This window comes from Pseudodesulfovibrio sp. zrk46 (assembly GCF_012516435.1).
Classification (GTDB): Bacteria; Desulfobacterota; Desulfovibrionia; order Desulfovibrionales; family Desulfovibrionaceae; genus Pseudodesulfovibrio.
On the sequence record NZ_CP051216.1, the window covers coordinates 2,692,084 to 2,716,252 of the forward strand.

A 24,169-nucleotide genomic window follows, 5' to 3' on the forward strand; every position below is an offset into this window, starting at 1 on the left:
TCCGTATGCTGTTTAAGAATAACACCTCTACCTCTAGTACAATCAATCAGTACCGTATCTATCCCGTTTGACTTGTCTACCCAGCAAAGGGATCATGCGATGTTACCCCCAACGCATGATAATGACAAGAAAACAAACGGAAATTACCGTTGCTACCCAGACAGGGAAGGTGGTGAGGCCAACCCAGGCCAGGTGTATATAGGCGCTGCCGAGGAGACCGATGAAAAGACGGTCTCCGCGGGTAGTTTTCATGGGCAGAAATCCGCGACGCTCAGTACAGGGCGACTTGATTTCCCAGATGGTCATGCCAATGAGGATGAGGACGATGGTGATGAAGAACCCGGCAGTAATCGGGGTCCATGCCATCCATTCGAAGTTCATAATGATCCTCCCCTCTTATACTCGGCCCAGGGCAAAGCCCTTGGCGAGGTGGTTGCGGACAAAGTAGATGACCAGTGCTCCAGGCACGATGGTCAGGACGCCGGCTGCGGCCAGCAGTCCCCAGTCGAGGCCGGTGGCGGATACCGTACGGGTCATGGTGGCGGCGATGGGCTTTGCTGCCGTGGTGGTCAGCGTACGGGCGAGCAGCAGCTCAACCCAGCTGAACATGAAGCAGAAGAATGCCGTTACGCCGATACCAGCGCGAATGAGCGGAATGAAGACCCGGATGAAGAAGCGCGGGAAAGAGTAGCCGTCAATAAAGGCGGTTTCATCAATCTCACGCGGTACCCCGGACATGAAGCCTTCCAGAATCCAGACAGCCAGCGGCACGTTGAACAGACAGTGGGACAGAGCCACCGCGATGTGCGTGTCGATGAGGCCGAAGGTGGAGTAGAGCTGGAAGAAGGGCAGCAGGAAGACCGCGGCCGGAGCCATGCGGTTGGTGAGCAGCCAGAAGAAGACATGCTTGTCGCCGATGAAGCTGTAGCGAGAAAACGCGTAAGCAGCAGGCAGTGCAGTCAACAAAGAGATGGTGGTGTTGATACCTACGTAGATGATTGAGTTGATGTAGCCGGAGTACCAGGAGGGGTCCGTCAGAATCTTCAAGTAGTTCTCAAACGTGATGTCAGTGGGGATCAGGCTGAAGTTAGCCATGATATCCGCATTGGTCCTCAGGGACATGTTGATCATCCAGTAGATGGGGAGAAACAACAGGGCCAGATAAAAGATCAATGCAAGGCGTCGTTTTTGAATCTTCATTTAATTATCCTCCGCCCCTGCAGCTTGCAATGCGTTGTAGAACAACCAGCAGAACAGCAGGACAATAAGGAAGTAGACGAGTGAGAAGGCTGCTGCCGGACCGAGGTCGAACTGGCCTACCGCGAGTTTAACGAGATAGATGGACAGGAATGTGGTCGAGTTGCCGGGGCCACCGCCGGTGAGGACGAAGGGCTCGGCGTAGATCAGGAAGCTGTCCATAAAGCGAAGCAGGAGTGCGATGGTGAGCACGCCGCGCATCTTGGGCAGCTGAATGTACTTGAAGATGGACCACGAGGAAGCGCCATCAATCTTGGCAGCCTGATAGTATGCTTCAGGGATGGAGCGCAGACCTGCGTAAGCGAGCAGTGCTACCAGCGGCGTCCAGTGCCATACTTCCATGAGCATGACTGTTCCCCATGCATTCATGGGCGTCGCCGTGTAGTCGAAACTGTATCCCAAGCCGTTGATAAATGCTCCGAAGAGACCGATATCAGGACGGGCAAAGATCAGCCAGATGGTGCCAATAACGTTCCAGGGAATGAGCAGCGGCAGGGCGATCAGTACCAGTGTGGCGGAAGATGCCCAGCCTTTTTTGGGCATGGTCAGTGCAATGCCAACACCCAGCGGCATTTCGATGAGAAGTACCAGCATGGAGAATGTCAGCTGTCTGAACAGAGCGTCATGGAGTCGCTGGTCCTGAAGGACTTCGCGGAACCATTCAACGCCAACAAAGAAACGTTCGCCCGGACCGAAAATGTCCTGCACCGAGTAGTTTACCACGGTCATCAGCGGGATGACTGCGGAAAATGCAACGATGATGAAGACCGGAAGGATCAGAAACCAGGCTCTATTGTCTTGCCATTTATTCATTAGTTTCTCCCCCTATTTCACCAGACGTTCGTCGCTGTAGATTTTGACTTTTTCCGGCGGGAAGACGATCCAACATTCGCCTTCAGGAAGTTCGCGGTCGTCCTTGATGCGGGCTTTGAGCATGTTCTCGCCGAATTTGACGGTGATGATCTTGCAGAAGCCCTGATCTTCGACACCGGTAATTGTGGCTTTTACGCCGCCGGCGACTTCGTCCTTTTCCAATCCCACGTACATGGGGCGGATACCGATCTTGAGGTTGCCGCCGGTTTTGATGGCTTTCTTGGCGTATTCGGGCTCGAGCTCGATTTCCGCACCCTTTACCTTGGCCTTGGAGCCGTCGATGGTACATTCGAGGAAGTTCATGCCCGGGCTACCGATGAAGTAACCGACAAAGGTGTGCTCCGGAGTCTCGAAGAGTTCTTCCGGGGTACCCATCTGCACGATCTCGCCTTCGTACATGACCACGATTTTGTCAGCGAAGGTCATGGCCTCCACCTGGTCGTGGGTGACGTAGATCATGGTGAGCTTGAATTCCTGGTGGATTTCCTTGAGCTTGCGGCGCAGTTCCCACTTGAGGTGGGGGTCGATGACGGTCAGCGGTTCGTCAAAGAGGATCGCTGCCACATCGCTGCGGACCAGGCCGCGACCGAGGGAGATTTTCTGCTTGGCGTCAGCGGAGAGTCCGGCTGCACGCTTCTGCAGGTCATCGGTCAGGTCAAGAGCGTCGGCAATCTCGCGGACACGCTTGTCGATGGCCGCCTTGTCCACGCCTCGGTTGACGAGGGGGAAGGCGAGGTTCTGGTACACGGTCATGGTGTCGTAGAGAACCGGGAACTGGAACACCTGAGCGATGTTTCGTTCTTCGGGCTGCATGGCCGAGACGTCCGTTCCATCGTAGCTGATGGAACCGTGGGACGGCTTGAGCAACCCGGAAATAATGTTGAGCATGGTGGTCTTGCCGCAGCCGGAAGGGCCGAGCAATGCATATGCGCCGCCGTCTTCCCAGACAGTGTGAATACGCTTCAGGGCGAAGTCGTCCTCACTCTGCGGATTCGGGCGGTAGCTGTGCTTGATTTCGTTTAACTCGATACGCGCCATGATGGCTCCCTGCTAGGCCTTGGCGGGCGATGCAACCAGATCGCCTGCTTCGTTGAAAACATAGAATGCGCCGGGATGGGCATAGACCGAAACTTCGCTGCCAACCTTATAAGAGTGGACACCGTTCTCCTGCACAACGAGGGATGCGTCGCAGTACTTGAAGTGGACGAAGGTCTCGGAACCGTTGATCTCGGTCAGATTGATTTCGCCCTTGATGCATACTTCCTGTCCGTCTTCGTTGTTGAGACTGAACTGGCTGGAGCGGATGCCGAAGGTATAATCGCCAGTGCCCAGGTCCTTCATGGAGGCCGGAGCTGCGAAATTCAGCTGATCGCCGATGGTGACCGTGCCGTCCTTGACGGAGCCTGTCAGGAAGTTGATGGGCGGATCACTGAAGACCTTGGCCACTTCCATGTTGGCGGGATTGGCGTAAACCTCGGCTGTCGGGCCAACCTGCAGGACGCGGCCTTCGTGCATGACCACGATGTTGCCGCCCAGCATGAGGGCTTCGGTAGGTTCCGTGGTGGTGTAGACGACTACGGAATCACGCTCGATGAAGATCTTCTGCAATTCGTCGCGCAGCTCTTCGCGGAGTTTGTAGTCGAGGTTGACCAGAGGCTCGTCGAGGAGGAGCAGGTCAACGTCCTTGACCAGAGCGCGGGCAATGGCGGTGCGCTGCTGCTGGCCACCGGAAAGCTCTGCGGGCAGACGATCAAGCAGGTGTTCAATGTGAAGCATTTGGGCTGCTTCCTGCACCTTGCGCTCGATCTCATCCTTTTTCTCGCCTGCGATCACAAGGGGCGAGGCGATGTTCTCGTAGATAGTCTGCGAGGGGTAGTTGATAAATTGTTGGTAGACCATGGCTACGCTGCGATCGCGTACGGATACGCCTGTAACGTCGGTATCCTGAGACTCCACCGTGCCTGTGGTGGGACGGTCGAGTCCTGCCATGATGCGGAGCAAAGACGTCTTGCCCGCCAGTGTCCTGCCAAGGATCACGTAACGGGAACTGGATTCGAAATCCAGATCGATGTCTTTGAGGTGGACTTCCTGTCCAACCAGTTTGTTGATGCCAGTTAGTTTAAGACCCATAAATGTTAACTCCCGGGTGGTCGATTCCGGTCAAAAAGTTGCCGCCAGTTAATCACATTTGCCCTATCATTGTCATATTATGTTCGCAAGCGAAAATACATTATGAGTCGCTTCTATCTGGATTCATCCAGTAGGAATTTCTCGGGTACATGAAGTTTCACTTTGCTCTGTTTCATGATGTCCACCAGTTCAGCGGGTGGCATGGTGTCAGTAAACATGGCGTCTATTTCCTGGACGCTGCCAAGACGGACCATGGCATTGCGGCCGAATTTGGTGTGGTCTGTGACCAGAAATACGTTGCGGGAGTTCTCGATGATGGAGCGTGCAGCCGTTACTTCGCGGTAGTCGAAGTCGAGCAGGGTTCCATCCAGATCCACGCCGCTGATGCCAATGATGCCGTAATCCACTTTGAACTGGCGGATAAAGTCGATGGCCGCTTCGCCAACAATGCCGCCGTCCTTGGGCCGAACCAGTCCGCCGGTGACGATGACTTCCATGTCAGAGTTGCCGCTTAATGTTTTAGCGACATTGAGGTTGTTAGTGATGACGCGGAGTTTTTGATGGTGGATCAGGGCTTTGGCCACTTCTTCGTTGGTGGTGCCCATGTTGATGAACAGGGATGAGCGATTTGGGATTTGTTTGGCGACAAGCTGGGCAATGATCTGCTTTTCTTGCAGGCAGAGCACCTTGCGGTCGGTGTAGTCCACATTCTCTGTGCTGAAAGTGGGACCTGCGCCGCCGTGGTGGCGTTGGAGGTGACCCTGCTTGCTGAGAATGTTAATGTCTCGGCGGATAGTCTGGGGCGTCACTTGAAAGCGATCAGCCAGGGTGCCGATGGCGACAAATCCCTGTTCTCTGACCAGTTTGATTATCTGGGCGTGGCGTGTGCGGACGGAGGCATGTTTACCTCCATGATCTTCAGTGTTTGCGGATTCAGTGCCCTGCATGGTCCTTTCCTTGAGCGGTCAAAACGTTCGATAGTGAAAATAAAAAGGGGTGGTTTTGTGTTCGGAAGTGAAAAAAGGAGTGACGCGTCAGCCGATTTTCGTTAGCTTGAGCCTCCCTTGCTCAGCAAAAAAACGACAAAAGTGTGTTTTTTTGTTCATATCACTTTCACTTTTTTGTTACAAGGGAAAAGAAATAATGACGATTGCGTGTCGGTTTGCGAAAGAAGCCAACAAAGCATTTTCATAAAGGTTGAATCCAATGAAGGTTTTACAGACCAGGGTCCTTATTCTCGGAGGCGGAGCCACAGGTACCGGTCTTGCCAGGGATCTCGCCCTGCGCGGGGTCAAATGTATCCTGGCCGAGCGTCGCGACATCAATGCGGGCGCTTCGGGCGGTAATCATGGGCTGCTTCACAGTGGTGCCCGTTATGTGGCGTCGGACATGGAAGCGGCTATCGAGTGTCGTGAAGAGGGGGAAATCCTCAAACGACTGGCGCCCCAGTGTATCGAGGACACGGGCGGCCTGTTCGTGGCCGTGGAAGGCGACAACGAGCAGTACATCGCTGATTTTCAGGCCATGTGCGACCGCAGCAAGGTCCCGGCCCGCAAGTTGGGATTGGATGAAGCCCGCGCCATGGAGCCGGTTCTGTCCGATAAGCTTATCGCTGCCTACGAGGTAGAAGACGCTGCCGTCGATCCTTTCATGCTTTCACTGGACAACCTTGCCCACGCCATGGACCACGGCGCCGAGTATGTGCGTAACGCCAGAGTTGTTGGCTTCGACGTCGAGAACGGCGACATCAAATGTACCCGGCTCCGCAATGAGCGCACGGGTGAAGAATTTCTGGTCGAGGCGGAGATCGTGGTCAACGCCACAGGCGCGTGGGCCGGACAGGTCGCTGAACTTGCCGGGGCCAAGATCAACATCCTCTATTCCGCAGGTAGTCTCATCGTTACCCAGGACAGGCTGACCAAACGAGTGGTCAACCGTCTTCGCAAGGCTGCTGATGCGGATATCCTCGTGCCCGGCGGCACCGTGTCGGTTCTCGGTACCACCTCTGTTACCGTGGACGACCCGGACCACTGCAAGCCGACCGTCAGCGAAGTGGACCGCATCATTGAAGATGCCAAGGCCATGATGCCTGTATTGGAGACCACTCGTTACATCCGCGCTTACGCCGGGGTTCGCCCGTTGGTGCTTTCCGGCGATGCGGGAGATGCTCGCAACGTGAGTCGTGGCTTCTCTCTCATCGATCACGCCGGTGACAACGTGGACAACTTCGTCACCATCACCGGCGGCAAGTTGACAACTTACCGCATGATGGCCGAGCGAACCGCAGACATGGTCTGTAAAAAGCTCGGCGTGACAGCGCCGTGCCTCACCGCTGTGGAGCCGCTCCCGGCTTCCACCATGGGCCGCTGGACCGAACCCGGTCTGGGACCCAAGTCCTGGATTCAGGATCGTAACGCCGACGACCTCGTTCTCTGTGAGTGCGAGATGGTCTCCCGCACCGCGGTAAATACCATCGTCGAAAACATGGGCGAGATGCGTGGCGAATCAATGTTGCAGGCAATCGGCCTGCGCAGCCGAGTTGGCAAGGGCCCGTGTCAGGGCGGCTTCTGCGGCTTGCGCATTACCGGCCATCTCTACGATGAAGGTCATCAGCAGGGCCAGCAGGGTATGGACGAACTTCGTCAGTTCGTGGGACGCCGTTGGCGCGGCTTCTCCCCGGTCCTTTGGGGGCTGGGCATGGTTCAGGCCGACCTGCAGGAGGCACTGTATTGCGGCGCGCTGGATCTGGAACTGGATGATGACGACGAAACCTGCGGAGACGAATAATGACGCAAGACAATACACTTTATGATGTCATGGTCATCGGCTCGGGCTTCGCGGGCATGGCCGCAGCTCTGTTCGCTGCCAAGCGCGGTCTCAAGGTCGTGCAGGCAGGCTCCACCGGTGGTATCGACTTTTCCACAGGCTTCATTGATCTCATGGGCGTACACCCCATCAGCGAAGGCAAGCGGTGGATGAATCCGTGGAAAGCTATTGATGCTGTGGTAGCTGATCATCCCAAGCATCCTTATGGTTTGATGACCTCTGATGAAATTTCCGCTTCTATCGACGGGTTTACCGATTTTCTTGCTGAGCAAGGGCTGGAGTATGTGGGGAACGATGACCGCAACACCTGTACCCTGACCTCTGCCGGAACCGTGAAACGCACGTACCGTCTTCCCAAGTCCGCATGGAAGGGGGCCGAGGCTTTCGAGAGTAAAGCTCCGACCCTTATTGTGGACTTTAACGGTCTCAAGGGATTCAGTGGCAACCAGCTGGTTGAGAATCGTAAGGAGCGTTGGCCTGAGCTGCGCACCGTACGGGTGGACTTTCCTAACGGGAAAGGTGAGCTGTACCCTGAGCATATGGCTTGGGCTCTGGCTGATCCCGCCAATCGTGTGAAGCTGGCCGAGACAGTGATGGAACACGCTGGAGATGCCGAGTACATCGGCTTTCCCGCGGTGCTGGGCCTCATTGATCCGCAGAAGATCGTCGACCACCTGGAAGAACTCACCGGCAAACATATTTTCGAGATTCCGACCATGCCTCCGTCCATCGCAGGTCCCCGTCTTCGTGCCGTCTTCGACAGAGGCCTGCCCGCGCTGGGCGTGCAAACTCTGTCTCAGAAGATGATCACCGGGGCCACCATGGATGGCGGTGTGATTCATTTCACCGTCGGGAAAGGCAAAGCTGCCAATACGGTCTCGGCCAAGAGCTGCATTCTGGCGACAGGACGGTTCTTCGGTAAGGGGCTCAAGGCGCAGCGTGACAAGATCATCGAACCTGTATTTGGGGTACCTGTATGCCAGCCTGAAGCTCGCGACGAGTGGCACGGCGAGGCATTCTTTGACAAGGGAGGGCACCCCGTGAACCTGGCGGGCGTCGAGGTGGATTCTCACCTTCGTCCGCTGGGCGTTGATGGCTCGCCAATGCACGACAATCTTTATGCCGCAGGAGCCGTGCTGGCCCACCATGACTGGATGCGCATGAAGTGTGGTGCAGGGCTGGCGATTGCCACCGCGTACAAGGCTGTTGTGGAGTTGGCGAAGTAAAGAGGTAGGAACTGTTCAAAGAGGAGCGGGTATGGATTTCTTCGATTTCGGTTTGATTCTCGCCTCAGTGATTTTTATCGCCGGTGCCGCCCGGCGCATTGTGCGGTGGTTTGCCGCTGGAAAATCCACGGCTCCAGACCGTAATTCGCTGAACCCCATAAAGGCTGTCTGGGCGTTGATCTTTGACGGTCTCCTGCTTGCCCGCACCGGCCGCACCGACAAGCTGCGCTGGATTTCTCATACATTGGTCTTCTTTGGCTTCATGGGGCTGCTGCTTTTCCACGCCCTTGATGACTATGTGACCGCCGCATTCTTTCCTGCCTTTGAGTCCACGCTTGATCCGTGGCAGTGGCTGCGTAATCTCTTTGGTCTCATGACCTTGTCGGGCCTTGCCTACATGGGGCATCGCCGCTTCCACACACGCACTGTTCGCGACACGTCCCGCTTTCAAGACTGGGCAGCCATCCTGTTGGTGGCCGGCATTATCCTGTCCGGCTTCTTTCTCGAAGCATCCAAGATCATTTCCCCAGCCGTTTTCACCCGCATGACAAATGAGTTCTTTGTGCCTGACGAAGCTGGAGACATGACCGCGTTGAAAGCCTATTGGGCTGACGAGTACGGGGTCGTTTTCCCGGAAACGCTCCCCATGGATGAGGATACGTTAGAGAAGGGTGCAGAGCTGAACCAGGATAGCTGTGCTGATTGTCATTCCAATACCAAATCCGCATTTGTTTCCCGCCCGCTGGCAACGGCAATGATGCCGCTGGCCAATTCGCTGAATGTCAGTCGAGCAGATAAGGTCTTCTGGTATCTCCACATTGTTTTCTGTTTCATAGGGTTGGCAACGCTGCCATTTGGCAAGTTTTTCCATCCTTTGTCCGCTCCCGTGAATCTGGCTGCACGTCAGGGTCGTCGTGATGGTGCTCCTGCCGGGCCGTTTGCGCAGATGGTGGGGCTGGATGCCTGTACTCGTTGCGGCGAATGTAGTGTCCGTTGCAGCGTGGCACCGAGTTACGCCGTGCTGGGCAACAAGGATATTCTGCCATCGGAAAAGCTCGTATCTCTTGGCAAATACCGTTCAGAAGGTTCGCTGTCTGGTCATGATCTGGAGGACTTTGCTCAAGGCAGTCGTATCTGTACCGAGTGCCTGCAATGTACTGATATCTGTCCGGTCGGCATCAATTTGCAAGACCTGTGGTTGACCTCCAAGCCTGAAGTGGCTGCCGAGTCTCCTGATCCGAATCAGGCTGTTCGTGCCATGGATGCGGTAACGCGTTCTTCAGGGCTTGGTGAGGAGCCGTGTCTGCCGCCAGTCTATGGCTTGGCTGACAACAAGGAATCTTTCCACGGCTGCGTGCAGTGTACCACCTGCACCAGTGTCTGTCCGGTGGTGGCTGTGAGTGAAGATCCGTCCACCGACCTCGATCTCACTCCTCAGCAGATCATGAATCTTCTGCGCATGGGCCTTAAAGACGAGACGCTCGGCGCGCGCATGGTCTGGTCCTGCACCACTTGCTACAAGTGTCAGGAACACTGCCCACAAAATATCAAAGTAGCCGATATCCTGTATGAACTTCGCAACACTGCTGCCGCCCGCATCGGGCGTGACCGCTTCAAGGGGGAATGCTAATGAGATTCGCTTACTTTCCCGGCTGCAAGATTCAACATCATTTGCCCGAATACGGTTCTTCTGTAGAGGCTGTTTGCAACGCGCTTGATATCGAGCTGGTCAAACTGGAATTCAACTGCTGCGGTTGGCCGGTGCGACACGAAAACGAACTGGCTTCCATCTACTCCGCAGTGCGAAATTTTGCGCAGGCTGAAGCGGCAGGGCTGTCTATCATGACGCCGTGCAAATGCTGTTTCGGCAATCTCAAATACGCCTCCCATCGGTTGGCGGAAGACCCCAAGCTCTCCGAGTCAGTTGCGTATCTGTTGGCACAGGACGGGCTCTCCATGCCCAAGAGCATGGACGCATTTCATCTATTGACCATTCTGGACGAACAGGTCGGGGCCGAATTCCTCCGACGACGGACCGCAATCCCATTGTCCGGAGTCAAGGTGGCATGCCATTACGGCTGCCATGCCTTGCGCCCCGGCAACGTCACCGGGTTTGACGACCCATTGGCTCCGACCTTGTTTGAACGGATAATCCAGGCTCTGGGCGCAGAAACCGTTGATTGGGATCTGCGCCTGGAGTGCTGTGGTCACCCCCTGCGCGGGCGTGACGATATTATCTCCCAGGCGCTTATGCGCAAGAAGGTGGAAGGGGCAAAGGAAGCGGGCGCAGACATCATCGTCACAGCCTGTACCTATTGTCAGCTTCAGTTCGATCGCGAGCGGGCCAAACTGCCGCGTACCGACCTTGCCTATCAGGCTCCGCCTGCGGTGTTGGTGACGCAGCTCATCGGCAAAGCGCTCGGGTTGGATGCCTATGAGGTGGGCCTCAACAAAAATCACATTCCCTGGCATGCACCTGTTTTGTAGCGCCCGGCTTTGTGCTACACGGGCCTGATAAAAGCGACACACAACTTTTCAGTTTATAAGGAGACGCACATGGCGAAATATGTCGGAGCCGTAGACTCGGGAACCACCAGCAGCCGCTTCATCATTTTTGACGAGAAGGGCCGCATCGTCGGACTGGACCAGAAGGAACACGAGCAGATCTATCCCAAGCCGGGTTGGGTCGAGCATGATCCCATGGAAATCTGGAACAACACCTGCGAGGTCATCAAGGGTGCTTTGACCAAGTCTGGCATCAAGGGCTCCGAGCTGGCCGCCATCGGCATCACCAACCAGCGCGAAACTACTGTCGTTTGGGATCGCAACACCGGTAAGCCGTTCTACAACGCCATTGTCTGGCAGTGCACCCGTACTCACGAGATTTGCAAGGACCTCATGGCTGACGGCGGTCAGGACCGTTTCCGTGAAAAGACCGGGCTGCCCATCGCAACATATTTTTCCGGCCCCAAGATCAAGTGGATTCTCGAAAATGTGCCTGAGGCCAAGGCTGCCGCCGAGCGCGGTGATGCCATGTTTGGCACCATCGAATCCTGGATCATCTGGTGGCTCACCGGCGGTCCCAAGGGCGGCGCACACGTTACTGACGTAACCAACGCCAGCCGTACCATGCTCATGGATCTCAAGACGCTGGAATGGGATCAGGAGATCATGGACATCATGGGCGTACCCCGTCAGGGTCTGCCCCGAATTGTGCCTTCCTCCGATGAAGATACGTGGGGTCCCACCGCCGAAAATGGACCGCTCGGTGCACGTGTACCGGTTTGCGGTGCGGTCGGTGACCAGCAGGCTGCCCTCGTGGGCCAGACCTGTTTCGCTCCCGGTCAGGCCAAGAATACTTACGGCACCGGTTGCTTCCTGTTGATGCACACTGGTCACGAGCCTATCCAGTCCAAGCACGGTCTCATCACCACGCTGGCGTATCAGTTCTCTGGCCGTAAGCCTTCCTACTGCCTTGAAGGTTCCATCGCCATTGCTGGTGCGCTGGTTCAGTGGCTGCGCGACAATCTTCAGATGTTCGAGTCCGCTCCCGAGATCGAGGCTCTGGCCTCCAAGGTCGAGGACACCGGTGGCATGTACATCGTACCTGCCTTCTCCGGTCTGTACGCTCCGTATTGGCGTCCCGATGCCCGCGGCGTCATGGTGGGCCTGACTCGCTACATCAACCGCAATCATATTGCCCGTGCAGTCTTGGAGGCCACAGCCTACCAGACCAAGGATATCGTCGAAGCCATGAACAAGGATTCCGGCGTAGAGCTCAAGACCCTCAAGGCTGACGGCGGCATGGTTTACAACGAGCTACTTATGCAGTTCCAGTCCGACATCCTTGATGTTCCTGTTGTACGCCCCAAAGTGGCAGAGACCACTTGCCTCGGTGCGGCTTACGCTGCCGGTATTGCCGTTGGCTTCTGGTCTGGCCGTGAGGAGTTGTACAACAACTGGGAAGAGGACAAGACCTGGCAGCCCGATATGGACGAGGAGACTCGCAAAGAGGGCTACGATGGCTGGAAGAAGGCCGTCGAAAGAACCTTTGACTGGGTCGACTAAGACTGTCCAAACAAAGACAACCAAAGGCGGCCCCGATCAGGGTCGCCTTTTTTTGGGGTAAGAAGAGGGTGGATGCCTCTTTGGCGCGATTAAGATTGGACGAGCTGGGCTTCCTGCCTGGCATCCGGACAAAGGCCAATGATCCGTTGGAATCCCATTGTGCAACATAGATGCAGGGGTTGTAATTTAAGGAAGTTGCCTTAAAGTAACGGCACAGCTTCAAGCGAAGCGACCGATAATAAGTTTTGGAAACGCCACTCCGGCGAGGGGCCGCCGGAGGCATCATATACCTGTAATTGGAGTCAGCCCCCTTTCAAGGAGCACATTGTGAAGACGTCCTTAACTTCTACCGGGCGCATTCCCATGCTGGACGTGGCCCGGTTCTTCGGCATGATTCTGGTCTATTACGGCCATATCATCGAGCGGATGATGTACCTGAAAAATCCAGTCGCAGCGGCACAGTACAAGTTCATCTACTCCTTCCATATGCCGTTCTTCTTTCTGCTCGCTGGATTCACCATCGCGCCAGAGAAAACACTCGTACCCATGGGGCGGTATCTGAAGAAACTGGCGACATCGCGACTGGTTCCCTATTTCTTTTTCACCATTGTGTTGGCCTTGCTGAGCCTGTGCTTTGCAGGATGGTTCACTGTGGTGGATGTCTCCACTTCCGCCGGGTATCTCAAGGGCGCCGTTTCAACGTTGTTGGGCTTCCCGGTCTTCAACATCCCGTTGTGGTTCATGGCCTGTCTCGTATCCGTAGAGCTCATCCATTATGCGGTTGGGCGTTTTTTGGATAACAACATCAAATTGCTGATGGCCGCGATGGCGTTTTATGTTGCTGGTTTTTACCTGACACAGAAGGTGCATCTGCTTGGCGGTGCTACCTACTGGCTCCTGCATGAGGCGCTGGTGGTCTATGCGTTCTATCTCATAGGCGTCGTCATGCGCCGCGAGGCCATGCTGCTGGGCGGTCATCCCCGCTGGCGGCTGATGCTTGCGAGTGCCGCCTGCCTGCTGGTGGTAGTCTTCACCTGGGACATGAATCAGGGACCGTTCCAGTTGATTCAGGCAGTGGTCATTGTCCTGTCCGGGCATGGCAATATGCTGCTGTTCCCGCTCACCGCTCTGGCAGGCAGTTTGTTTGTGCTGCTGGCAGCCAGAAGCGCCGGAGCAAATCGCTTCTTCATGTTCATGGGCGAGAATGCATTGATCCTCTTCTGCTTGAACGGTGTATTCTATCACTTCCTGAACGGACCGTTTGCTGATTGGTTCGTGAAGACGTTCCCGGGAGAATGGTGGTCTGTGACTGCCGCAGGCATCGCCTTTACCGTGGTCAGCATGGCTGCGTGCATCCCGTTTATTTACGCCTTCAATCGCTGGACCCCGGTATTGGTAGGCAAGCGGCTCAGGCCCGGAAATGCCAAGCTGGGTGTTAGCGGAAGAAGCCGCTAATATCTGATTGACTAAAATAGAAAGGGCTTCCTGCATTGTCTGCGGGAAGCCCTTTTTGTTTGGTCTATTCGGGGTTAGCTGGCTGCTTCAAGGATCGCCATGAGCTCTTCTTTGGTCAGCTCTATGGGGTTGCCCTTCATGGAGCTGGCGTTTGCGGCCATTTCCACAAGTTCTTCGAAGTGATCAGCCGTGACACCCATGTCGGAGAGTCTGGGAATTACCAACTCTTCGCAAAGCTGTTCCACCCAGTCTGCGCCATCTTCGGGGCCGCAGGTTACGTCTCCGGTGAGCATGACCGCGATTTCGTTGTAGCGGAACAGGGAAGGGGATTCTGGATCGCGTTCGCGCAGGGCAGCGATATTGGCCCGCATGACATGGGGAAGAAGTGTGGCGCAGACTTCGCCGTGCGGTACCTTGAATTGACCACCGAGCGGAGCAGCAAAGCCGTGAACAGCACCGAGTTTGGCGTTGGCCAAAGCGATGCCGGAGAACAGGGCAGCCATGGCCATGTCTTCACGCGCCATAATGTCCCTGCCATCCTCAAAGGCGATGGGCAGCGAGGTTGCGGCGCGCATCATGCCTTCACGGCAAAGGCCGTCGGTCATGGGATTGGCTGCGTGGGAAACGTATGCCTCCATAAGCTGCGTCAGGGCGTCCATGCCTGTGGCGGCAGTGACGTTGGGCGGCATGGAGATCATCAGTTCCGGGTCGATGACCGCGATGTCAGCGATCATGTCCGTGGAGCGCAGGCTGACCTTTACGTCATGTCCTTTGGCGAGCAGTACACCATTGGCCGTGACTTCAGAGCCGGTCCCGGCCGTGGTCGGAACGGTGATAAGCGGCATCGGCTTTTCGGTCAGAGGCTGGCCTTTGCCTACCACTTCCAGATAGTCGAAAATATCAGCAGTATTGGTGATCAATGCGGCAATGACTTTGGCCGCGTCCATGACGCTGCCACCGCCCATGCCGATGACCACATCACATCCGGCTTCACGAGCTTGTTGGGAGGCCTGTGCTGCAAAGTCGGTGTCCGGTTCACCCGTGACCTGCACGACGTGGGGTGCATCCAGCTCATTGATGAGCCATTGGGCGCGATCGGCATTGGAGCCGATAACAAGGCAGGGTTTGGAACCAAGGTTGGCTGCCATGGTCGGAACTTCGGTTGCTACGCCGTTCTTGAAAACGATCTTTGCTGCAGTCGCAAAATTGAATTGCATGCCTGAATCCTTTTTGAATGCCTTCGGCAGAGCCTTCGCCGGGCGGGCGTCTCTGACGGGTCAGGAACCCTTTGTAAAGGGTTCCCGACACCCTCCGAAACTTTATATAGTTCGCTTCGCTTGAAGCTATGCGAGCATGGAAAGGCTCTTTGAATAATTATTGCGGCGAAAGCCGCAGATGGGATCCCAAAGGCCCTCGGCCTTTGGTCGGGTGCAGGGCGGAAAGCCCTGCTTGTCCATTCTTCATCCGCCCGATAGGACGGTTCCCACCCTGCTTCTAATACTCGGCGTCCAGATCAACACCCAGCTTTTCCCACTGGGCTTTGGCGGCTTCTTCGCCAGCCTTGATGTCTGCCTCATCCCAAGGCTCGATAACGAGACACTCGGCCACGAGCTGCCAGAGATACTTGACCTCGTAATCGCATCCCTCGAAGTGCTTGGGAATACGCTTCTGAATCTGATCGCGGCAGTTGGAACAACCGACAACAATTACGTTGGCACCGGATTCCTTGATCTGACGCTGCTTGTAGCGTGCATGCCATGCGGATTCCACTTCAAAGGGCATGGGCCACATTCCGCCGCCTGCACCACAGCAGTAGTTCTTCTCGCGGTTAGGCGTGAGTTCGACGAAATCATCGACGCACTGCTGCACGATCCAGCGGGGCTCGTCGAAAAAGCCCTTGCCGAAGTTGCGTGCGAGTTCACGGCCGTGTTTGCAGGAATCGTGGAAGGTGAAAGTCTTGCCAGCGTGAACAGACTTGTCGACCTTGATGCGCCCCTGCTCGAAAAGCTCGACGAGGTAGTCGTAGAGATAGAGGAACCCGATCTCGTTGTCGGGATTCTCATGGGCCAGCTTGGTCATGCCTTTACGGCAACCGTAGGAACCACCACCGCAGTCGGGCATGATCATACGCTTGACGTTGTACTCTTTCATGAAGTCGATTTTGCGCTGGGCGAGCTTCTTGTTGCCTTCATCGTTGCCGGTGAAGAGCGCCCAGTCGACGGCCTCCCAGCCTTCGCCGGGAACGGTCCAGTTCTCCTTGGCAGCGTAGAAAATCTTCCACCACCAGAACTGGTCCTCGAAGTCGCCGTAAACTTCCTTGGAGTTGGGGAAAAAGAGGATGTCCGCATCTTTCTTGTCGATGGGCACATAGAAACCGGGACAGCACTCTTCGGCCAGTTCCTGACCGAGATCAGCCATGCCTTCGAAATATTCTTCTTTGGAGATGGCGAGATTGTTGCCGGTCTCGATGTTGTTGACCATACCCTTGTGCAGGGAACCGGGAACCTCGTCGCGGGGGCGGAGACTCTTGAGATGACCCATGAGTGCGGTGATGTCGATGCCGCCGGGGCAGGTGGAAGTACAGCGGCCACAGCCAGTGCAGAGCCACGGGAAGTTGGAGGCCACAACCTCATCGATGAGGCCGTTGGCGAGCATGCGCATCACCTTGCGTGCGTCCCAGCCGTCCATGCCCGGTGCACCCGTGGTCGGGCAGCCGTTGGCACAGGAGCCGCAGACAAGGCAGTTGGAAAAATCGTAGTCGTCCAGAAACGAAAGATCTCGGTTGTCGGAGTTGGTCATTATCCCCTCGCTTGGCGGGTCGAAATTGTGGACTCCGCCGATGGGTTATTTCGTTGGTGGCCGCGCATTCCCGGGGGAAAATCAACGGCACGAACACGGGTCGTACATAAGACTGCCCGGGAAGTCAAAGCCTATAATATATAGGTGACGGCCATAAGACGAGTAGGTGCGTACAATACTGTGTCGAAGGCGAAATGTGTTCGATGTTAAATGCGTAAGCTGCTGTAATATTTACAATGTGTTTATGTTGAAATGATGGAAGAGTGTGTGGGACATGGCACAAGAAGAATTTTGAAGCAGAAACGTGATCAAGTAGGAATTGCGACAAACAGATTATGACTGGTACAGTTGCATTGTGTTTATCGTGGTGTTGGGTAGAAATTTCTCCACCCAAGTTGTGTCGTTTGTTGTTGAATTCCGTTCGGAAAAGAGTGTAATCGTCGGGATATGGAAATGAGCGAACTCAAGGTGATACCTCAGACAGGCTGTCCGCGCATACTCTTCTTCAGCGGCGGAACGGCGTTGCGTGCGACTTCCCGTGAACTGATTCGGTATACGTCCGAATCTGTGCATGTGATCACGCCGTTTGATTCGGGCGGTAGCTCCGCAGTGATTCGACGTGCCTTCAACATGCCTGCTGTCGGGGATATTCGTAACCGTCTTATGGCATTGGCAGATCTCTCTCGACCGGGAGGGCGGGCCATCTTTGCACTGTTCACCTATCGTTTTTCCAAGAAAGAGCCGCAGAGTGAATTGCTTGATGAGCTTCGCCGGATGGTGGAAGGCCGTCATGTCTTGGTGGACTATCTTGCTGATGACCTCCGAAGGGTCGTTTGTGCGCATCTGGAATTCTTCCTGCAGAGAATGCCCGAAGATTTCGACCTGCGTGGTGCGAGCATAGGTAATCTTGTGCTTACTGCCGGATATCTGGATACCGAACGCAATCTTGCGCCGGTCATCGATGCCTTTTCCAGCTTGGCCCGGGTGCGTGGTGTGGTTCGGCCCGTCGTGGATGCGGACCTGCATATGGCCGCAGAGCTTGAGGATGGTTCAGTGGTGGTTGGGCAGCATCTGCTGACCGGCAAAGAGGCGCCGCCGCTTTCCTCGCCCATCAAGCGTATCTGGATGACGGACTCTCTTGATTCTGCCGAGCCCGTGGTGCGTAAGGTCGATCCCGAGGTGCGCATCATGATCGAGCGTGCCGACTGCATCTGCTATCCGGTGGGGAGCTTCTACTCCAGCGTAGTGGCCAACCTGCTGCCCATGGGAGTCGGTGAAGCCGTTGCTGCCAACCCCGGACCCAAGATGTTCGTGCCCAATCCCGGAGGGGATCCGGAACTGCTTGGGCATACTGTGCTCGATCAGGTGAAGATCCTTCGTAGGTATCTCTTTCAAAGCGGAGCGCCGGTGGGGAGTTCTGTACTGACAACGGTACTCGTGGATAGTCGCGCCGAGTACCCAGGCGGGCTGGATATCGCTGCGTTGGAAGAACTTGGTGTGACCGTTCGGGACCTGCCATTATTCACTGAGGATTCGCAGCCCATGTTTGCGCCGACATTGTTGGCCAAGGCGCTCCTTTTTCCTGCCTGTTAATTTACAAAAAAAATGTGGCGGGCTATGGTGTGTCCTATCTGGAGGTGTCTGCCATGAAAGCCATGCTGTTGGAACGTTTCGGGAACGAGTATGCGTTTGTTCAACGCGAAGTCGAAAAACCGTCCCCAATGCCCGGACAAGTTCTGATCCGGGTTGCCGGATCAAGTTTCAATCCCATAGATAACAAGATAGCCACGTTGGGTGATCAACTTGGGTTCGCCCCGACCTTGCCTGCAGTGCTTGGCATGGACGTTTCCGGCGTTGTGGAAGATGTCGGGGGCGGCATGTCGCGGTTTGAGCCGGGAGACAAGGTGTTCGGGTTGGCCGGTGGCTTGAGCAATATGCCGGGTGCTCTGGCTGAGTATATGGTGGCGGACGAACGCCTCATTGCCCGTGCTCCGCGCAGCATGGATTTGACCGATGCGGCGGCTTTGCCCCTGGTGTCACTAACTGCATGGATTGCATTGTTTGGCAAGGCGCGTCTGGAAGCGGACGAGACTTTGCTGGTGCACGGCGGTGCTGGTGGAGTGGGGCATATTGCCGTGCAGCTTGGTGTATACAGTGGTGCCAAGGTGTATGCCACAGTCTCAGATTCCGTGAAGGAAATGGTGGTGGAAAATCTGGGCGCCACCCCCATCAATTATCGCGAGAAGAGTGTCTACGAGTATGTCTCAGATCATACTTTCGGCGACGGTTTCGATGTGGTCTTTGATACCGTTGGCGGTGCGACCCTTGATCAATCTTTCCGGGCTGCCATACCAGAGGGCGATGTCGTAACTACGGTTGCCCGATCCTCTCATGATCTCAGTACCATGCACGCCAAGGGCCTTTCCCTGCATGTTGTGTTTGTTTTACTTCCGTTGATAACCCGGGAGGGGCGCGGCATTTTTCATGAAATTCTCAATCAGGTAGCGCGGTTGGTGGACAAGGATCGGCTTGCCGTGCTGCTGGATGAGCAGCGGTTCGATTATACGGATATCGCCGAGGTCCATCGCTACTGGGAAGGTGGTAATGCACTGGGCAAGATCGTTATCGATGTTCCGGGTGAAAAAACATTTTGACGTTACCAAAAATGAAACAAATGCGCCTATTTTCACCTCGTTGGAAATAATTCATGTAAAACCCGAGTTCAAGGCTGTGGAAAAGGTCGAAAACCAGCGATATGGTTGGCTTTAATTCACAGTTGTATCTTGACAAAACGCCTTGGTCGGTAAAAGGTGAAATACTTAATTATGGTATAGTGATGCGGTGTGTTCCGTGGGCAGTTTTAAGGCCTTGGCGAACCGCGAAATTCTCAGCAAGGCGAGAATATGTCTTCAGACAATAATACATCTTCGAAACCACAACCGGCGAACGGCAAGCCTGATGCGGCCAAACCGGACAAATCGGGCGAGGCTTCTCTCGGGTCGGTGTCCGGCAATGATGCCGCCAAGCGGGCAGCCATGGAAAAGGCGGCCCGTAAAGCTGCATCCCAAAACGCCGTGAACAAGGATATTTCACAGGCCGAAGCCATAAATGATCTTTTCGGGGACGATGGTCAGCCCAAGAAGAAGCCTGCTCCTGTCAAAAAGCCTCCTGTCAAACCCGCACAGACTGCAGAAGCGAATCGTCCGGCCATGGAAAATGCCGCACAGAATGCGACTCCCAATGCGGCAACACCTCCTGCAGGAGCTGCGCCCGCTGAAGGCTCCTGTCCTAGCGAGCTTCTGGGGGATGAGCGTTTGACCCCCAAGGATATCGACTTCCAGCCCCCGCTGGTCATCTGCCTGTCCATCGTCAGTCGTCTGCTGGGTAAGCCAGTATCCTCGGCTACCCTCAAGGCTGGTATTCCGCAGCAGGAGGGCGTTATTACCGCCTCTTCCATCGTTCGCGCGGCAGAGCGTATCGGCATCAAGGCAAAGACCGTACACAGACCCAAGGTCTGGGACATTTCCAAGCTGGTATTTCCTTGCATCCTGCTTATGCGCGGCGGCAATGCCTGTGTGTTGGTGGACATTGAGGACGACAAGGCGACGGTCATGGTCCCTGGGCGCGGCATGGACTCCACTGAGATGGAGCTGTCGGTGCTAGAAGAAGAATACACCGGTTACGCCATCCTCTGTCATCGTCAGTCCAAGCTAGACAAGCGCGCCAGTGAGATCAAGCTCGTCAAGACTAAACGCTGGTTCTGGGGAACCATCCTCAAGTTCTGGCCCATCTACCGGCACGTGATTGCAGCTTCCATCATGACCAATATGATCGTGGTGGCATCGCCGCTCTTTGTGATGAACGTGTATGACAGGGTTGTACCCAACAATGCGGTAGACACTCTGTGGGCATTGGCCATCGGTATCGGGTTGGCTTACATTTTCGACTTCGCGCTCAAGAATCTTCGTTCATACTTCGTTGACGTGGCAGGGCGAAACGCGGACGTACTCATTGGTTCGCGTATCATGCAGCACCTGATGTCTGCTCGGCTTGACCACATGCCCGAGTCTGCGGGTGCGGTGGCCAATAACGTCCGGGAGTTTGAGTCGCTACGGGAGTTCTTCAGTTCGAGTTCGCTGGTGGCGCTCATCGACATGCCGTTCCTGTTCCTGTTCGTTGGTGTGGTTTACTTCATCGGTGGGCCGTTGGTCATACCGATTCTGGTGGCGGTGCCTGTCGTCATCCTGTTCGGACTGTTCCTGCAGATGCCGTTTCAACACATCATCGAAAACCACTACAAGGAATCAACGCAGAAGAACGCGCTTCTGTTCGAGATCGTGCACGGTCTTGAGACCATCAAGACCTCCATGGCCGAGGGCCGCATGCAGGCTCGCTGGGAGAATGTGGTCGGTATGTCCGCCATGTCCAACAGTCGGGCCAAGGTCTTCGCGAATCTGTCCATTACCTTCTCGGTGTTCGTCACCCAGATGGTGTCGGTGGCCATCATTATTATCGGCGTGTTCCTCATCTCCAAGGGTGAGCTTACCGTGGGTGGACTTATTGCCTGTAATATCCTTTCGGGCCGCGCCATGGCGCCCCTGAGTGCGGTGGCCGGACTCCTTTCCCGCTTCCAGCAGTCTCGCATGGCGCTGAGCGCCCTGGATTTGCTCATGGATATGCCCAGTGAGCGTCCCGACGATAAGGAGACCTTCCACTACGGGCAGATGGAAGCCTCCATGCAGTTGGAGAACGTGAGTTTTGCTTATCCCGGTACGGACAAGGCGGTGCTGTCTGACGTCAACCTGATGCTCAATCCGGGCGACAAGGTTGGCATCGTGGGACGTACCGGTGCGGGTAAGTCCACTTTGGGCAAGCTGTGCGTTGGTCTGTATCAGCCGGTTAAGGGCGCGGTGAAGGTGGGGAATATTGACCTTCGCCAGATGGATGTGGCCGACCTTCGCCGTAAGGTGGGGTATGTGTCGCAGGACTCTTTGCTCTTTTACGGAACACTCAAGGACAACATCGCCTTCGGCTTGCCCGAGGCGGATGACCAGTCCATCAAAATGGCGGCGGACATCGCTGGCGTTACGGATTTCGTCAAGGATCACCCGGCCGGTTACGGTATGATGGTGGGCGAGCGCGGCTCGTCCCTGTCAGGCGGTCAGCGACAGGCGGTATCCATTGCCCGTGCAGTCCTGCCCGACCCGGAAATCCTGATCATGGATGAGCCGTCCAGTAACATGGACAACCAGTCGGAGTACCGGCTGAAGCAGAAGCTCGAGCCGTTCATCAAGGACAAGACGGTTATTGTTATCACCCACCGCCACTCAATGCTCGACTTGGTGAACCGGCTGGTGATCATGGACAAGGGACGCATCGTTGTGGACGGCCCCAAGCAGGCTGTGCTCGATGGTCTCCGGTCCGGTAAGATCAAGGTTTCCATGTGAGGTGGGCATGAGTCAGGATAAATACGAAAGAGAAACACTGCTGTTCATGTCCGAGGTGGACCAGGCCATGTATGGCAAGGGCCGCAAGTTCGCCTACATGATGTCCACCAGCATTTTGTTGATGCTGATCGGTTTTCTGGTCTGGGCCAAGTTTGCTGTGTTGGATGAAGTAACACGAGGATTCGGGCGTATTATTCCCTCTCAGCGTGTTCAGGAAATCCAGAACCTGGAAGGTGGTATCTTGAGCGAGATCTTCGTCAACGAAGGTCAGGTGGTCAAGAAGGGTGACGTGCTTTGCCGTCTGCGTAACGAGCAGGCCGCCAGCTTTTATCGCGACGCGTTTGCCAAGGCTTTGGAACACAAGGCTGCCATTGCCCGCCTTATCGCCATTGTTGAAGGCATCGATCCTGTTTTTGATGAAGAATTGAGGGAAAAGGCGCCGCAGTTGGTGGATGACCAGATGCGGATTTTCAAGGCGCAGCTCAGGCAGTTTGATATCGAATTGGAATTGCTCACGGACCAGATGGAGCAGAAGAAGCAGGAAGTCCGCGAGATGAGAGGGCGCCGCAAGCAACTTCAGTCCAGTCTCAAAGTGGCAGAGAAGCAGCGCAACATCGCCAAACCACTCGTGGAGAAGCAGATTCACTCCGAGCTCGACTATCTCGCGCTGGAGCAGAAGGTGCTCGAACTGCGTGGTGACGTGGAAGCGTTGGCTCTCGGTATTCCTCGCGTAGAGGCCGCTGTTAAAGAAGCGCAGGGCCGTATTGAGCAGCGCAAGGCAGAGCACCGATCCGAAGCGTTGGAAGAGATCAACGAACGCCGTCAGGAACTTATCTCCATTCGCGAGACCATGGCAGCGGGTAGCGACCGTGTTACCCGTACGGACGTACGCTCTCCTGTTCATGGAATCGTCAAATCAATTTACATCAACACACTGGGCGGTGTCGTCCAACCGGGCGAATCTATCATGGAAGTTGTCCCGCTGGATGATACGTTGTTGGTTGAGGCTGAAATCAAGCCTGCTGACATCGCCTTTCTCCATCCTGGCCAGGATGCCATGGTCAAGATTACAGCCTATGACTTTTCCATTTACGGAGGGCTGAAAGGCACCGTGGAGCATATCAGTGCGGACACCATTGAAGACGAGCGGGGCGAGAGCTTCTACCTCGTCAAGGTGCGTACCACCAAGAACGCCATGGAATATCATGGTGAAAAGCTGCCCATCATTCCGGGTATGACTGCTCAGGTGGACGTGCTTACCGGTGAGAAGTCCGTGCTGGATTATCTGCTCAAGCCCATTCTCAAGGCCAAGCAGAACGCCCTGAGAGAACGCTAGGAGGCCCATGCGCCGGACTCGCGCCATACGCCGTAATATTATGGCCGTACTTAGTGCGGTCATCCTTTCGGTGTGTATTGCGCTCATTCCGGTGCAGGCTGACGCGGCCAAGAAAAAGAAGCCAAAGGGACCACAATTGTTTGGTACCCTTGAGTTTAAGGGTAAGATCAAAAAGCTTCCCAAGTGGACGGCAGTGCTGGAAAAAATGAAGGCGTGGAAGGGGTATTTCAATAGCCCGGCCATGGCCAAGCTGCCTTCCAAGGCTGGTTGGAACAAACTGAAAAGCGAGGCTGCCGGGCTTGATGATATTGGCAAACTTAAGGCTGTAAACAAGTTCTTCAATCAGTGGCCATATCGTTTGGACTCGGGTAACTACGGTAAAAGTGATTACTGGGCCACGCCATTGGAATTTCTCAAAAAGTCAGGAGACTGTGAGGACTATTCCATTGCCAAGTTCTATGCACTGCAAGAACTCGGCTTTTCCGGTGACAATCTGCGAGTGGTCGCTCTCAAGGATAAAATCCGAAACATTGGTCACGCAGTGCTTGCCGTGTTTGTCGGCAACGAGGTGTATATTCTGGACAACCAGACAAACATGGTTCTGCCGCACACCAAGTACAAGCACTATGTCCCGCAATATTCAGTTAATGAGAAGTTTCGTTGGATGCACGTGCCCAAGAGTAAGCGAACAACATTTAAAAAAGTGAAACGGAAGAAGAAGTAATCATGTGCTTCCTTTTTCCGGGAGGCAT

At 55.3% G+C, this 24,169-nt stretch carries 19 protein-coding genes; 11 read left to right on the top strand and 8 right to left on the bottom strand.

The window, feature by feature from the left end; all coding sequences use genetic code 11:
* Nucleotides 1-102: 102 nt before the first annotated feature.
* From HFN16_RS12225 to HFN16_RS12250, 6 genes are all read right to left on the bottom strand, one after another.
* On the bottom strand, nt 103-381 hold the full coding sequence (locus HFN16_RS12225; protein WP_168891022.1) for a DUF2160 domain-containing protein: 279 nt from the start codon (nt 379-381) through the stop codon (nt 103-105).
* Nucleotides 382-396: 15 nt separating this feature from the next.
* Nucleotides 397-1,194 carry a carbohydrate ABC transporter permease gene (locus HFN16_RS12230; protein ID WP_348771086.1) on the bottom strand — a complete coding sequence of 266 codons (798 nt, stop codon included), beginning with the start codon at nt 1,192-1,194 and terminating at the stop codon, nt 397-399.
* Between the two features lie 6 nt (nt 1,195-1,200).
* Nucleotides 1,201-2,070, bottom strand: a complete 870-nt coding sequence (locus HFN16_RS12235; protein ID WP_168891024.1) for a sugar ABC transporter permease — start codon at nt 2,068-2,070, stop codon at nt 1,201-1,203.
* A 12-nt stretch (nt 2,071-2,082) separates the two neighbouring features.
* A complete protein-coding gene (locus HFN16_RS12240) occupies nt 2,083-3,168 on the bottom strand; it encodes an ABC transporter ATP-binding protein (RefSeq protein WP_168891025.1) in 1,086 nt (361 codons plus the stop codon).
* Nucleotides 3,169-3,180: 12 nt separating this feature from the next.
* On the bottom strand, nt 3,181-4,260 hold the full coding sequence (locus HFN16_RS12245; RefSeq protein ID WP_168891026.1) for an ABC transporter ATP-binding protein: 1,080 nt from the start codon (nt 4,258-4,260) through the stop codon (nt 3,181-3,183).
* A gap of 113 nt (nt 4,261-4,373) precedes the next feature.
* The gene (locus HFN16_RS12250) at nt 4,374-5,207 is read right to left on the bottom strand and encodes a DeoR/GlpR family transcriptional regulator (RefSeq protein ID WP_168891027.1); all 834 of its coding nucleotides are present in this window, start codon (nt 5,205-5,207) and stop codon (nt 4,374-4,376) included.
* Between the two features lie 259 nt (nt 5,208-5,466).
* Between HFN16_RS12250 and glpA the strand changes: the two genes are divergently transcribed.
* The 6 genes from glpA to HFN16_RS12280 all read left to right on the top strand — a co-directional run bounded on the left by glpA (nt 5,467) and on the right by HFN16_RS12280 (nt 13,835).
* Nucleotides 5,467-7,047, top strand: coding sequence for an anaerobic glycerol-3-phosphate dehydrogenase subunit GlpA (glpA, locus tag HFN16_RS12255; RefSeq protein WP_168891028.1), 1,581 nt, complete (start codon nt 5,467-5,469; stop codon nt 7,045-7,047).
* Nucleotides 7,047-8,312 carry a glycerol-3-phosphate dehydrogenase subunit GlpB gene (gene glpB, locus HFN16_RS12260; protein ID WP_168891029.1) on the top strand — a complete coding sequence of 422 codons (1,266 nt, stop codon included), beginning with the start codon at nt 7,047-7,049 and terminating at the stop codon, nt 8,310-8,312. The genes glpA and glpB overlap by 1 nt, the downstream gene beginning before the upstream one ends.
* A 31-nt stretch (nt 8,313-8,343) precedes the next feature.
* Nucleotides 8,344-9,942, top strand: coding sequence for a 4Fe-4S dicluster domain-containing protein (locus HFN16_RS12265; protein ID WP_168891030.1), 1,599 nt, complete (start codon nt 8,344-8,346; stop codon nt 9,940-9,942).
* Nucleotides 9,942-10,799, top strand: coding sequence for a CoB--CoM heterodisulfide reductase iron-sulfur subunit B family protein (locus HFN16_RS12270; protein WP_168891031.1), 858 nt, complete (start codon nt 9,942-9,944; stop codon nt 10,797-10,799). Before HFN16_RS12265 ends, HFN16_RS12270 begins: the two co-directional genes overlap by 1 nt.
* 69 nt (nt 10,800-10,868) lie before the next feature.
* Complete coding sequence (glpK, locus tag HFN16_RS12275) at nt 10,869-12,380, top strand: glycerol kinase GlpK (RefSeq protein ID WP_168891032.1); 1,512 nt, start codon at nt 10,869-10,871, stop codon at nt 12,378-12,380.
* A 327-nt stretch (nt 12,381-12,707) separates the two neighbouring features.
* Nucleotides 12,708-13,835, top strand: coding sequence for an acyltransferase family protein (locus HFN16_RS12280; protein ID WP_168891033.1), 1,128 nt, complete (start codon nt 12,708-12,710; stop codon nt 13,833-13,835).
* A gap of 74 nt (nt 13,836-13,909) precedes the next feature.
* Here HFN16_RS12280 and HFN16_RS12285 read toward each other — a convergent pair whose 3' ends face one another.
* Together HFN16_RS12285 and HFN16_RS12290 are read right to left on the bottom strand one after the other, a co-directional pair.
* Nucleotides 13,910-15,052 (bottom strand): iron-containing alcohol dehydrogenase, encoded by a 1,143-nt coding sequence (locus tag HFN16_RS12285; protein WP_168891034.1) that lies wholly within the window; start codon nt 15,050-15,052, stop codon nt 13,910-13,912.
* Between the two features lie 277 nt (nt 15,053-15,329).
* Nucleotides 15,330-16,634, bottom strand: coding sequence for a (Fe-S)-binding protein (locus HFN16_RS12290; protein ID WP_168891035.1), 1,305 nt, complete (start codon nt 16,632-16,634; stop codon nt 15,330-15,332).
* Nucleotides 16,635-17,087: 453 nt separating this feature from the next.
* Here HFN16_RS12290 and HFN16_RS12295 point away from each other — a divergent pair, with 453 nt between their 5' ends.
* The 5 genes from HFN16_RS12295 to HFN16_RS12315 all read left to right on the top strand — a co-directional run bounded on the left by HFN16_RS12295 (nt 17,088) and on the right by HFN16_RS12315 (nt 24,141).
* Entirely contained in the window at nt 17,088-18,227 is a 1,140-nt protein-coding gene (locus tag HFN16_RS12295; RefSeq protein ID WP_247648328.1) for a GAK system CofD-like protein, read from the top strand.
* 53 nt (nt 18,228-18,280) lie between these two features.
* Complete coding sequence (locus HFN16_RS12300; protein WP_168891037.1) at nt 18,281-19,288, top strand: zinc-dependent alcohol dehydrogenase family protein; 1,008 nt, start codon at nt 18,281-18,283, stop codon at nt 19,286-19,288.
* Between the two features lie 249 nt (nt 19,289-19,537).
* Entirely contained in the window at nt 19,538-22,081 is a 2,544-nt protein-coding gene (locus HFN16_RS12305) for a type I secretion system permease/ATPase (RefSeq protein WP_247648329.1), read from the top strand.
* A 7-nt stretch (nt 22,082-22,088) separates the two neighbouring features.
* The gene (locus tag HFN16_RS12310) at nt 22,089-23,417 is read left to right on the top strand and encodes an HlyD family type I secretion periplasmic adaptor subunit (protein ID WP_168891038.1); all 1,329 of its coding nucleotides are present in this window, start codon (nt 22,089-22,091) and stop codon (nt 23,415-23,417) included.
* Between the two features lie 7 nt (nt 23,418-23,424).
* Nucleotides 23,425-24,141 (top strand): transglutaminase-like cysteine peptidase, encoded by a 717-nt coding sequence (locus HFN16_RS12315; RefSeq protein ID WP_168891039.1) that lies wholly within the window; start codon nt 23,425-23,427, stop codon nt 24,139-24,141.
* The last annotated feature ends 28 nt before the right edge of the window (nt 24,142-24,169 follow it).